General features: G+C 65.5%; 10 protein-coding genes. 2 read left to right on the top strand and 8 right to left on the bottom strand.

Annotated features, from left to right (window positions below):
- Window positions 1-99: 99 nt before the first annotated feature.
- From IEV64_RS14035 to IEV64_RS14000, 8 genes are all read right to left on the bottom strand, one after another.
- The gene (locus IEV64_RS14035; RefSeq protein WP_188424159.1) at window positions 100-2,070 is read right to left on the bottom strand and encodes an archaea-specific SMC-related protein; all 1,971 of its coding nucleotides are present in this window, start codon (window positions 2,068-2,070) and stop codon (window positions 100-102) included.
- Window positions 2,071-2,419: 349 nt separating this feature from the next.
- Window positions 2,420-3,061, bottom strand: coding sequence for a rod-determining factor RdfA (gene rdfA, locus IEV64_RS14030; RefSeq protein ID WP_188424158.1), 642 nt, complete (start codon window positions 3,059-3,061; stop codon window positions 2,420-2,422).
- 117 nt (window positions 3,062-3,178) lie between these two features.
- On the bottom strand, window positions 3,179-4,453 hold the full coding sequence (locus tag IEV64_RS14025; protein ID WP_188424157.1) for a sensor histidine kinase: 1,275 nt from the start codon (window positions 4,451-4,453) through the stop codon (window positions 3,179-3,181).
- A 194-nt stretch (window positions 4,454-4,647) separates the two neighbouring features.
- The gene (locus IEV64_RS14020; protein ID WP_188424156.1) at window positions 4,648-5,607 is read right to left on the bottom strand and encodes an energy-coupling factor transporter transmembrane component T family protein; all 960 of its coding nucleotides are present in this window, start codon (window positions 5,605-5,607) and stop codon (window positions 4,648-4,650) included.
- Window positions 5,604-7,436: an ABC transporter ATP-binding protein gene (locus IEV64_RS14015; RefSeq protein ID WP_188424155.1), complete on the bottom strand. Its 1,833-nt coding sequence runs from the start codon at window positions 7,434-7,436 to the stop codon at window positions 5,604-5,606. Before IEV64_RS14015 ends, IEV64_RS14020 begins: the two co-directional genes overlap by 4 nt.
- 19 nt (window positions 7,437-7,455) lie before the next feature.
- Window positions 7,456-8,319, bottom strand: coding sequence for a DUF8171 family membrane protein (locus IEV64_RS14010; RefSeq protein ID WP_229722641.1), 864 nt, complete (start codon window positions 8,317-8,319; stop codon window positions 7,456-7,458).
- A gap of 231 nt (window positions 8,320-8,550) precedes the next feature.
- Window positions 8,551-9,348, bottom strand: a complete 798-nt coding sequence (locus IEV64_RS14005; protein ID WP_188424154.1) for a sugar phosphate isomerase/epimerase family protein — start codon at window positions 9,346-9,348, stop codon at window positions 8,551-8,553.
- The gene (locus IEV64_RS14000) at window positions 9,341-10,078 is read right to left on the bottom strand and encodes a 2-phosphosulfolactate phosphatase (protein ID WP_049920441.1); all 738 of its coding nucleotides are present in this window, start codon (window positions 10,076-10,078) and stop codon (window positions 9,341-9,343) included. The genes IEV64_RS14005 and IEV64_RS14000 overlap by 8 nt, the downstream gene beginning before the upstream one ends.
- An 812-nt stretch (window positions 10,079-10,890) precedes the next feature.
- Between IEV64_RS14000 and IEV64_RS13995 the strand changes: the two genes are divergently transcribed.
- Entirely contained in the window at window positions 10,891-11,334 is a 444-nt protein-coding gene (locus IEV64_RS13995; protein ID WP_007274049.1) for a DoxX family protein, read from the top strand.
- Window positions 11,335-11,429: 95 nt separating this feature from the next.
- Window positions 11,430-12,404 (top strand): deoxyhypusine synthase, encoded by a 975-nt coding sequence (locus tag IEV64_RS13990; RefSeq protein WP_188424153.1) that lies wholly within the window; start codon window positions 11,430-11,432, stop codon window positions 12,402-12,404.
- Window positions 12,405-12,442 lie beyond the last annotated feature (38 nt).

The raw sequence follows: 12,442 nt of genomic DNA, 5'->3' as shown, positions 1-12,442 counted from the left end.
GCATTACATTACACCGATAGCGGTGTCACGGGGTGGGAGACAGCTCGTAGTGGTCCGTCTGTGCGACTGCCTCTTGTCGATGGCACCAGCGACCGACCGTCAGTCGGATACTCGGACTCGTCGGTACGACTCGGAAAGCGTCGGCGCGTCCGTGTCGGGGAGTGCGACCACGAGGTAGTCGGCAGCGGTACGGGCGTAGTCGATGAGCGTTCGAGTGTGGTCGGCGTCGATGGCTCCCAACGAGTCGAAGACGAGAAACGGGACGTCGTCGTACACTTCGTGAACGGAGTGGCCGGCGAGGGCGAACACGAGTCCGACGAGTTCGCGCTCTGACTCCGTGAGGTGGTCGATAACGTCCTCGTAGATTTTCCCGTCGTCCGTGCGCCGCTCGATGTGGAGGACGAACCGTGAGGTTGGGCGCCCGTCGCCTCGGGCGTCCCCATCGCTCCGGCGTTCGACCCAGACGCGGGCGAGCCGGTCGTGTTCGAGGGCATCGAGAACATCCGCTATGCGGTCGTTGAACCCCGAGACCGTCGCGCGTTCGAGCCGTTCGATGCGGTCTCGGAGTTCGTCGATTCGGTCGTCGATTTCGTCCTGCCGCGCTTCGAGGTCCGCCCGTCGGTCGAGTTCTGCTTCGAGGGCTTCGAGCTCGTCGACGACGGCGTCGCGTTCCTCGCGTCGCCGCTCCAACTCGAACTCGACGCGGTTGACCTCGCGGTGGGCATCGAGAAGCGCGGCGCGATCGCCTGTCTCCGTAGACTCGGCATCTCGCTTCAGGTCGGCGATGTCCGATTCGATATCGTCGCGTCGGGCTTCGAGGTCTTCGACGCGCGCACGGCGGTCGGCGCGCTCACGGCGCCGCTCCTCGCGTCGAGTTTCGAGGTCGCGTCGTCGCTCTCGCAGGCCTTCGAGTTCCGACCGGCGTTCTTGGAGCCGTTCGATGCGGCCCGCGAGTTCGGCGCGCTCCTCGCGGCGGTCGTCGCGGAGCGTCCGAAGCTGGTCGAGCGTCGATTCGATGCTCGCCTCGGGGACCGACGTCCCGCACGTCCAGCAGACGACCCTGTCGCCGTCGTCCGACTCGCCGTCACTTTCGTCGTCGCTCTCGCCCTCGCTCGCGGCCGCGACGGGCGACGTCTCCGACGTGAGAAATTGTTCGTTGAACTGTAGCGTCCGCTGAACGTCCGTGATGTCGGCGTCCAACTGCCGTTTTCTCGCGCGCGAGCCCGCGAGTTCGTCGGTCAAGTCGTCGAGCTCGGCGGTCGGGTCGTCGGTGTACGAATCCAGTTTTGACTCGATGTCGTCGATTTCCGCGTCGAGCGCGTCCAGCGACTCCCGCTCGGCTTCGAGTTCGAACTCGATGTCGTCGAGCGCCGCGGTCAACTCCCGTCGCCGGTCCTGTCGCGCCTCTGTATCGGACCCGTTGGCGTCGGGTCCGGGGGCCACCTCGGCGTCGGTGTCGGCTCCAACCGCCGCCGATTCGATACCGGCGAGGGTCGCTTGCCGGTCCGCTAACTCCGCTTCGAGTCGCTCGATAGCCGCGTCGAGTTCGTCGCGGCGGTCGCGGAGCTCCCGTCGCTCTGATTCGAGCGCCGCTAGCGCCCCGATTCGGTCGTCCAATTCGGCACGCTCGGCGCGGCGGTCGGCGAGTTCCTCGTAGACGGCGTCGGTGTCGACCGAGTGCATGACGAGTTTCCGCAGGTCTCGTTCGTCCGCGACCGCCCGTCGCGCCTCGTTCGAGCCGAGGAGGAAGGCGAATCGGTCGGCACCCGTCGAATCGTCGAGGAACGGGTCGCCGGACGCGACGAGGCGGTCGTCTTCTCCCGCGAACGTCCGCGTGTAGCGGTCGCCCCCGACGACGAGTTCGACCCGGCTGTCGCCGATATCGGCGTCGCGGTCGAGTGAGTGCTCGTCGCTTCCCAGCGCGGTCGCGAGACTCCGAACGAGCGACGTTCGGTCAGCGGCGTCCCCTGCCGTGAGGACGGTGACGCCGCGCTCGAACGCGACGGTGGTCTCGTCGAGCGCGCCGATTCCGGTGACGGTCAGGCGGGCCGGTCCGTTCGTCGTGGCCATACGGTGACCACACCGGGGTCCGTGAAAACAGTTGGTGACGGGCCCAAAACTCGTTCCATAGATATCTTTGGAACGTGTTTTTTCTGTTCGGATGCGAACCCGCGTATCGGTGTCTGTAGACCGCGATTTAAGCCGTCTCGGGAAGTCAGTCGTCGATTCGCCCGCAACGGTCTTCGTGCCGTCCGGTCTGTCTGCCTCGTATCTCCGCCGGACAGCGGCGACGCAGAACCCGTTCCATAGATAGCAATGGAACGTGTTTCGAACCGCGGCGAGCGGTGAGGTGTTTCGAGCTCGGTGCCCAGCCGTCTCGGGGTGCTCGATATCGTGGAGAGCGAAGCGCAAGGCGGCGTTACTCGCAGTCACAACCGCCGCGGTCGATGAGGGCTTCGACGGTGTATTGAGCGTTACAGTCCGGGCAGTGGACGCGAACGTCGACGTACAGTTCGGCGGTCTCGGGGTCGACGTCGAGTTCGTCGGCGGCCGCGAGGTCGGACAGCGACTTCTCGGTGATGCGCTCGACGCGACCCAGTAGGCGTCGGATGGTTTCGGCGCGGCGCTCTCGGAGATTGCCGTCGTCGCGGTCGGTCTCTGAGAGCGGCGTGACGCCGCGGTACGAGGTGAGATAGGTTCGCATCGCGCGGTGCGAGACGAAGTCGGCCTCCAGTCGCTCGACGTCGACGCCGGCGCGTTCGAGTCGGTGAACCGCTTTCGTCCGCGCCCCGCTCGAAACGTCGTCGTCAGTGAGCACGCGGTACAGGTTCTCGACTTCGCCGTCGAGGGCGCGCTCGTTCCGCTCGGCGAGCGCCGCGCGGATGAGTCGCCGGTTGAACGCGTCGGCGAGGTCGCGGAGGCTCGACCGCGCGTCCGCTTCGGCGGTCCAGCGCCGTTCGAGTTCCGCGCCGAAGCCGTCGAAGCCACGCTCGCGGAGCAGTCGGCTGACCTTGCTCTCGGGGCCGCGTTTCCCGCCCGGGGAGTCGTGTGAGTCGCTCACTACCGACTGCTATTCGGGGTGTGCACATATGCTTGACGCGCGGGGAGAGCGGTTCCGGGTGAGAATACGAAGGCAGGTAGGGAACAGAGGGTGCAACCGGGAAGCCGAGACAGAGCGTCAGTAGTTGGCGGCGTCGCCGCGGCCGGCCGACGAGCCTCGACCGGCCGGCGATTCGCGGTCCGAGTGCACGGCGGCGAAGTCGTCCCGAGCGTCCCCGTCGACGCTCGCCGCAGGCGACTCCGCGGGTTCCGGTTTGTCGTCGCTGACTCGGTCGGCGGGAGACGTCGTCGCGTCTGCGGCGGTTCTGAGCGTGACTGCGACGGTCGTACCGCCGTCGGGGTCGCTCTCGACCGCGATGCTCCCGTCGAACTGCTCGACGAGCGCGGCGACGAGCGAGAGGCCGGTCCGGGAGTCGGACGGTTCCGCGACGGTCTCGCCCGCGTCGAGGAGGGCGTCCTCGGGGAACGACGTTCCGTCGTCGGAGATGCGGACGGTCACCGTGCTATCTCCGCGTTCGGCGTGCAGGCGAACGCGCGGGCGCTCGGCGTCCGCCCGCTCGACGGCCGTGACGAGGAGGTTTCGAAAGACCGCAGAGAGCATGCTGTGAGCGAGGACGTTCACCTCGGGGAGGTCACCGACGACGACCACGTCGACGTCGTGCCCGGCCCGGAGCTTCTGAAGCTCGGTCTCGACGGTCTCGGCCAGCGGCTTCGGTTCGAGGTCGGCGGCTCGGTCCGAGGTGAGCACGTCGGTGAACTGCGCCGTGCTCTCGGTGAGGTCGATGATGCCGTTGCTCGCGGCGACGATGTTCTCCAGTCGGTCGTCGGCCGCCGACCCCGCCTCCTTCCGCATGACCGATGCCCACCCGCGGATGACCAGCGTGTCGTTGCGGATGTCGTGTCGGAGGACGCGGTTGAGGACGGCGAGCTGTTCGCGCTGTTGGTGGAGTTCGGTCTCTCGTCGCTGGCGCGCGATGGTCCACCGATAGAGGCCGAACGCGAGGAGGACCGCGCCGACCGCCTGCGCGCCGTCTTCGAACAGGTAGCTGAACCAGGCGGGCTGTTCGACGAACTCGTCGAGGAAGTCGGTCAGCGCGAACAGGGACGAGGCCGCGACGCCGCCCGCCAGCGGGTAGAATACCGACGGGTCGCGCACTCGTCGGACCACGAACAGACACGCGAAGAGAACGGCGACGACGACGCCTTCGCCGACGAGGTCGAGCGCCGTCGTCTCCGGGTCCGGCGGGAGCGCCACGACCTGCGCGCCGACCGGGATAACCGACCCGACGGCGACTGCCCACGGGAGGTATCGATGTGCGGCTCCCGCGGGTTCCTCTCCCGTTGCTTCCGATTCGTCGTCATCGACTCCTCGCGTCCGGGTTTCGGGTTTCATTTCGGTTCACCACGCCCCGAGCGTCTCCCGCGTCCGACCGGCGGCTTCTGTCTCGCTTGCATACTCTCGTTGACGGCGATGACCGATGAAGTGGTTGCTATGTGGATTGTCTGCCTCACTTTGTGCTCGGGAGCGGAACGAGGTGTTCGATAGTCGTATAGAGTCGAAAATAGTCCGGCGGTTGGGGGCGCCCGTCAGGTGAACACCCAGACCGCGGCGACGAACAGCAACGACCCGAAGACGAACGTGACGTCTCGGGTCCGAATCATCATGCCTTCGGTCCGGAGCGCTTGGCTCCGTTCGTCGCCCAGCGAGCGCGAGAAGCCCTTCGTCTCCATCGCCTCGACGGTGACCCGCGAGCGCTTCGCCACGTTGAAAATCAGCGGGTAGAACGCCTTGACCGAGAGCGTCAGCAGGTAGTAGAAGTAGCGCCACCTGAACAGCCCCTGTTTTTCGGGGACCTTACTTCGAAGGCGGAAGGAGTTGATGAGCGCGTGGTACTCCTCGACGAGAAGCGGCATCATCCGGTAGCCGTACGCGATTGCGAACGTGAGCTGTCGGGGGACGCCCAAGCGCAACATCCCCTTGCTGAGTTTCTGCGGGCTCATCGCCGAGAAGACGGCGAGGCTGATGACCGAGATAATCGTGAGCTTGAGGAAGAACGGGACGAGCGCCCCGACGGCGTCGATGCCGACTTCCTGGCTGGTCGTGGCGGTGTGAATACCCCGGCCGACCGCGGCCGCGACGATGCTTCCGGTTTCGGCGAACACGCTCGCGTCGCCCGCCATGACGCCCGCGACGACCCGACCGGCGTTCTCGCCCAAGTGACCGACCGCCCGAATCGTCCCGCCGATGATCGGGACCAACACCACGAAAAAGCCGACGTTGGTGACTTGGCCGAACAGGAGCAACGCGAGCAGGTACTTGCTGACCTGCGAGAGCGCGGCGAGCGCGAAGGCCGCCGCGAGCAGGATGGCCAGCGGAAGCGTGTCGTAGAACAGCCACGGGATAATCATGAACAGCACGGTCCACAGCAGGACTACCCGCGGGTCGAAGCTGTTCAACAGCGCGTCCTCGTTGTCGTAGGCGGTCCGCATCAAATCGACCTTGATGTCGGCGACCGAGATGTCGGTGAGCGCGTCGACGTACTTCATCGCGTCCCTCCGTTCGACTCAACGTCGCCCCCGACGTCTCCGACATCGGCGACACCGCCGTCGGCGAACGCGTCGTCCTCGAACGAACGAGCCAGCGTCTCGCACATCGCGTCGGTGCTGAGCGCGGGGGATTCCAGCCCGAGTCGCCGGCTCAGTTCGACCACCTGCGGCCGTCGCAGGTCGGTCTCGGCGAGGAGGTCCGGGTCGGAAAACACCGCCGCGGGCGGGGCGTCCGCGAGCACCTCGCCCTCGCCCATGACGAGGACGCGGTTGGCCCACGCCGCGACCAGTTGCAGGTCGTGCGAGGCGACGACGACGGTCTCGACTCGGCTCTCGGCCTTCCGGAGCATTCCGGTCACTTCGCGACGGCTCTGGAGGTCGAGACTGCCCGTGGGTTCGTCCAGGAGGACGACCGTCGGGTCGGTCGCGAGGCCGATGCCGAGCGACGCGCGGCGCTGTTGGCCGAGGCTCATCAGGCGGCCGTCGCGGTCGGCGAGGTGTTCGAGGTCCAGATACGCGAGAATCTCGTCGACGCGTTCGTCAACGTTCGGGGCGTCGCGGTTTTCGAGGTAGTAGGCGACGTCCTTGCGGACGGTGTCCTCGACGAACATCTCCTCGGGGTTCTGGTGGATGTAGACGGTGTCGTCGGCCAGTTGCTCGGGGAGCGTCTCGCTCGTGTCGCGGCCGAGGACCGTCACCCTCCCTTCGTCCGGGGACTCCAATCCCGTCATCAACCGCAACAGCGTCGACTTGCCAGAGCCGTTGGCACCGACGAGCGCGACCCGGTCGCCCGCGTGCAGTTCGAGGTCCAGCCCATCGAGGACGCGGTTGTACCCCTCTCGAAGCGTGGGGTAGCCGTGGCCGACACCGCGCATCGTCACCAGCGCGTCCCCGTCCTGCTGGCGGCCGGTCGGCGCGTCGTCGGTGCCTGCGCCGGGTGTCGCTACCGCGCCGCCGTCGACCGCGGCCCGCGACTCGCGCGTCGTGGCGGGCTGAAACGCCGTCGCCGCCTCGTCGACGGTCACGGGATACCGACCGCTGGGCAGGGTTCCCGCCTCGGTCGGCAGGCCGTCGGCGATTTGCGTGACCTGCGGGGGGTGGATGTCGTGGGCGAGTAAGTCGTCGAGCCTGTTGAGTCCGACCTCGACCGGTTCCTTCCAGGCGACTCCGCCGTCGGAGACGAGCACCATCTCGTCGCAGTAGTCGGCGATGAACTCGGAGTGGTGTTCGATGACGATTATCGTCTTGTCGCGCTCCTCGTTGAGTCGTCGGAGCTGTTCGTACGTCTCGCGGGCGTTTTGGGGGTCGAGCTGTGCGGCCGGCTCATCGACGAAGATGAACTCGGGGTCCATCGCGAGCACCCCCGCGAGCGCGACGAGGTGTTGCTGGCCGCCGCTCAGTTCCCAGATGAATCGGTCTTCGAGATGGTCGAGACCGAGCGTTTCGAGCGCGCGGGTCGCCCGCTCGGCGTAGTCGTCGAGCCCGTGGTTGAGGGGTGCGAACTCCACGTCGTCGCGAACCGTCTCCTGAACGAGTTGGTTCTCGAAGTCCTGGAAGACGTAGCCGACCGTCTTCGAGAGTTCGGCGACGTCCGACTCGCGGGTGTCGGTGCCGGCGACGGTGACGCGCCCGTCGAACGTCCCCTCGAAGAAGTGGGGGATGAGCCCGTTGAACGTCTTACACAGGGTCGTCTTTCCGCTTCCGTTGCCACCGACGACGGCCGTGAACTCGCCCGGCTCGATGGTCACGCTCGCGTCGCGCAATACCGCCTCGTCGCCGCCGGGGTACTGAAACGTCAGGTTCTCCACGACGATGTTGTTGCGACTCATAAAAGCAAAGAGGCGGGGTTCAGTCCTGCAGGCCGTCGACCTTGCGCTGGCGGTAGGCGACGAGCCCGAACGAGACGACCGCCGCGATGGCGATCGGCACGAACAGGAACGCTTGGCCGTACGTTTCGACGAACTCCGGCGTGAACGTGATGAGCCCACCGCTGGTCTCGCTCAGCGTCTCGAACGCGAACGCGACGGGTATCAGCGCCACCCACGCTATCAGTCGCTTCAGGGACGTGCGCGTGAACATCGGGCCGTCGCGCCCCTCGACGGGACTCATACCGAGCAACGGTTCGATTTTCCCGCGGAGCCGCGGGTAGAGAAACAGCGTCGGAATCGCCCCGAAGACGACGCCGGCGATGATAATCTGAAGCAGGGCACCGATTCCCTCGGTTGCCCACACGGTCTCGGGGAGCCACGAAATCGCTTCGAGTTCTTCGACGCCGACGTAGAACTTCCCGACGTCGATGAACCACGCCGCGGTCTCTTCCATCGCCTTCGCGAGGAAGCCCAGCGCCGCGATCTGCTTGACGTCTTTCGGGTCCGTGATGAGCGACATCACGAAGAACCACGACAGCGTGACGACGATTAGCCCCTCGACCGCTCCGAGCGCGCTGAAGTCACCGATGAGAATCTCTCCGAAGACGATGCCGCCGACCGGAATCGCGAGACAGGCCCAAAACGAGCGGAACAGAAGGACGACCGACATCGCAACGAACCAGAACGGTCCGATAGAGAGGCCTAACCCGCCTATCGAGAACTCCGGCAGGAGTTCCGTAATCATGCTTTGCAGACCGTGTAGCGACATGACGAGGATGAACGCCATCATGTCCCTATGGTCGAAACTGAACGCACTACTCGAGTTGTTGGACGTTGTCACCATCCGGGTGGTGGTGGTCGAGCAACGTGTTTAATCGTTGGTATGAGTACAGCGTACGACTGTATATCGGACTGTACTCTGTGGAGTAATCGGTGGCAGTACATAGCAATCGCGTCAGTATATCGTCCGCCCGGACTCCCTTCGGTCCCTGCGCTCGCAGGCCGGTTCGGATGCTACCGAAGTGGCTGTGTCTGTTCGCGTCGAAAAAGAACCGAGTGGCGGCGACGCCGACCGTCAGGCGTCGGTCGCGCCGACGCAACGCTCGACGTCCGCGCGGGACTTCATCTCCAAGACGTTGTACGGGGCATCGATGTCCGCGGCGACCGACCGGAACGATGGAAGCGGTTCGTGCGCGTCTTCGGTGCCGTCGTTGTCGTGGAGGTGTGCGACCTGAATACGGTCGCCGAATCGCTCGACGAACCGCCGGTAGTCGACGCCAGTCGCCTTCGCGTGGCCCACGTCGAGGGTCAGTTTCAGGAACTCGTCGTCGACGCCGACGTCATCGAGAAACGAGGCGAGGCGGTCCGGCGTCGCCGTGTGCCGACGCGTTCCCGGTTTGTCGCGCTGGTTTTCGAGACAGACCGGAACCCCCGCCTCGGCGGCGAACTCGGCGCACTCGCGGAGCGTCTGGACCGCCTGCGCGCGGGTGTGCTCGCGGACGTGTGCGGGGTACCGAGTCCGAACCGAGCCCCCGTGGACGATGACGCCGCCGGCGTCGATTGCCGCGGCGAGTTCGATTGCCTCTTCGGTCGCCGCGACCGCGGCCTCTCGAAGGTGCTCGTTGACGTTACCGGGCGCGACGTCGAGGTGCGGGCCGTGGACCGTGTAGCTCACGTCGAGTTCGTCTGCGACCGCGCGCAGGCGCTCGGCGTCTCGCTCGTCCGCCCGAACGTCCAGATAGCCCGCGCGGAGTTCGACGTGGTTCAGGTCGAACCCGCGGAGGAACTCGGCGAACGACGCGACGTCGGCCGCGTAGCGGATGTCCATCGACGCGCCGAACCGCGGTCGCTGGACGGGCGTCGCCTCAGACATCGACTTGGCTCGCGGGGACGAGGCGGTCGCCGCGGAGGACGGGCACGACCGAGCGAGAGTCGATGGCCGTCTCGAACTCGTGGAGGTCGCGCCGCCGAATCTCGTGTTTCTGTTCGTATCGCGGCCCTTTCGCCGTCACGAGGAGGCGCGCATACCGCTCGCGGTCGCGGTCGGTGAGGCCGTCGCCGTGGAGGCACTCGTCGATGAGCGCCGCGCCGAGCGTGTCGTCGGGCGTCGGCTGACCGCTCGACCCGCTGGCGACGATCGTTATCGGTCGCCCGCGGTCTTCCAAGAGGTCCGCGACCGCCGCGGCGTTCGTGTAGCCGCCGACGAACACCTCGACACCGGGACCCCCGCGCTCGCGGAGCGTCGAGACCGCCCGCCCGCCGTTCGTGGAGGTCATCGCGGTCGGCCGCCCGTCGAGGTCCAGTCGCTGGACGTAGCTCGGCGAGTTGAAGAAGTCGTAGCCGGGGTTCGGCTCGTAGTCGTCGGTCTTGCCGCCGCCGATGAGACACTCGGGGTGGTCCTCCCGATACGCCGGTTCGTCGCCGCGCTCGTCGGTCACGTGGACGTACTCCGCACCGAGCGCGAGCAGTTCCGCCACGGTCGCCGAGAAGTGGGTCACGTCGACCACGACGTAGTCGCCCGGAGCCGGTTCTGCCGGGATGTTCTCACAGCCCTCTATCAATGTCTCTGCGAACACCGCTGTCTGTCGTCCATCTGCGGACATAGCCCACGTTCTCTACAACACCTACAAGTCAATTGCTAGTAGCGATATATATCGAACCGTACTGTCCGTAGTTATCCTCGCCCGCCGACAGGTCGCCGGCGGTACGACTCGTCACTCGCGCGTACCGCGTCGTCCGGTCGTGTGAACCACCTCGGGGTCAAGCCCCGAGACACTCGTCTCGATTCATCTGTAGAAACGTGTTCGGCTCAATGGCTATCGGGCGCTCGACTATCGCCTTCGACGAGAGAATAGTCAGAAAGTTATACTAAAACAAGTGTGAAATTTTATATATCCACCCACCGAGTTCTCTCTCGAAATCAGGCACCGACCGCGCCGTCGATCGCGGGATACCCGAGCCGCTTCGACTGCGTTCTCGCACCACGACTGCGAGTTCGGCTCGCTCGACAGTATCCGCGGAAAACGGCTTAACTACGGCTCAAGAATCCGTTTTCAAGTGCAAGCGTCGTCGGTAGGTTACTCGCACCCGGTAGCGCGGTTTTTCGGGGCGAGCGTCACACACATTCTCTCGGTTAAACGTGTGAAACTGCTGAAAAGACCGGATACGACGAATGGGACGAGTTCGATTACGAACGTCTCGCGTCCGTCACGGCGGGTCGGAAAGAACGTTCGAGTGGGGTCGCAATTTCACAACGGCAGTCTTCAAGTTTAGTGTCGGATATTTCATATTCCATACACTATTACTATACGACTATTGATTTTCGAAAGCTTCGGTTTCGGTCTCCGGTTCGGTATCGACGCCGGGTCGCCGACGCCGACAGCGTCTTTGACCGCCGGTCCAACGTCGATTCGAAATGGCTCTCGCCGCCGAACGACTCCGCCGATTCAAGACGCCGCTCCGCTACGTGATGGGCGCGCTCTACGTCCTCGCGGGAGTGATGCACTTCGTCGTGCCGAACGCGTACGCGCAGGTCGTCCCGCCGGTCTTCCCGGCGGCGCTCGCGCTCGTGTACATCTCGGGCGTCGCCGAAATCGCCCTCGGCGTCGGCGTCGTCTTCCGCCGCACCCAACGCATCGCCGCGTGGGGACTCATCGCGCTACTGGTCGCGGTCTTCCCCGCGAACGTCTACATGGCGACGAGCGACATCGTCCTCGAAGGTGTTCCGGCGGCACTTCGGGAGCCCTCCGACGCCGCGCTGTGGCTCCGACTGCCGCTTCAGGGCGTGCTCGTCGCGTGGGCGTGGTGGTACACTCGCCCGGAGTCCGACGGCGGCGTCGACTCGTCGTCGAACCGGTGACCGTCGCCGAGCGAATTGGTGTCCACCCCCACGCAGTCCGCTGTTTTCGGAACCGAACGGAACTGATTCAAGCGCGCCGATGCGACCCGTAGCCGATGACCGAAGACGACACTCACGACCACGTCGTCCCCGGAAGCGACGAGGCCATCGATTCGGCCGACGTTCGGGGCTACGACTTCGACGGCGCGTTCGATTTCGACGAGTTCCTCGACGCGTACGCGACGACCGGCTTTCAGGCGACGCAGCTCGCCGAAGCCATCGACATCGCCGAGGAGATGCAAGAGGCGGACGCGACCGTCTACCTGACGTTCACCTCGAACATCATCTCGTCGGGGCTGCGCGAGGCCATCGCCTACCTCGTCCGCGAGGGCTTCGTGGACGTGCTCATCACCACCTCCGGCTCGCTGACCGAGGACGTCATCAAGACCGCGAAACCGTTCAAGATGGGCTCGTGGGACGCCGACGAGGGCGAACTCCGCGAGCGCGGCATCAACCGCCTCGGCAACATCTACGTCCCCTCCGACCGGTACGTCTGGCTCGAACAGTACCTCTATGACTTCTTCGAGGACTTCTTCGCCGAAGAGAAGGTGCGGACGCCGACGGCGTTCGCCCGCGAGCTGGGCGAGACGCTCGACGACGAGCACTCGGTGTTGAAGCAGGCGGCCGACAACGACGTGCCGGTCTACTGCCCGGCGCTCACCGACGCCGAGGTGGGCAACTTCCTGTACTACTACCGGCAGGGCTACGACAAGGACGTCGGCATCGAGATTCTCGACGACTACGACTCGCTCATCCAGAACGGGCTGCTCGCCGACGAAACCGGTCTCATCGCCGTCGGCGGGGGCGTCCCCAAGCACCACGCCATCATGACGAACCTCTTCCGCGGCGGCGCGGACTACGTCGTCTACATCTCGACGGGGATGGAGGGCGACGGCTCGCTGTCGGGCGCGCCACCGAACGAGGCCGTGTCGTGGGGGAAAATCAAGGACCACGACACGAACTACACGCAAATCGAAGCCGAGGCGACGCTCGTCTTCCCGCTTCTCGTCGCCGGCGCGTTCAAGAACTAGCGGGACTCCGTATCCTATTGTTCCCTTTGTAGCGCTAT

It is taken from the genome of Haloferax sulfurifontis, assembly GCF_014635105.1.
In the GTDB taxonomy this organism is placed as follows: Archaea; Halobacteriota; Halobacteria; order Halobacteriales; family Haloferacaceae; genus Haloferax; species Haloferax denitrificans.
The sequence above is the reverse complement of the archived record's forward strand: the minus strand, read 5'-3'. Positions and strand labels throughout refer to the sequence as shown.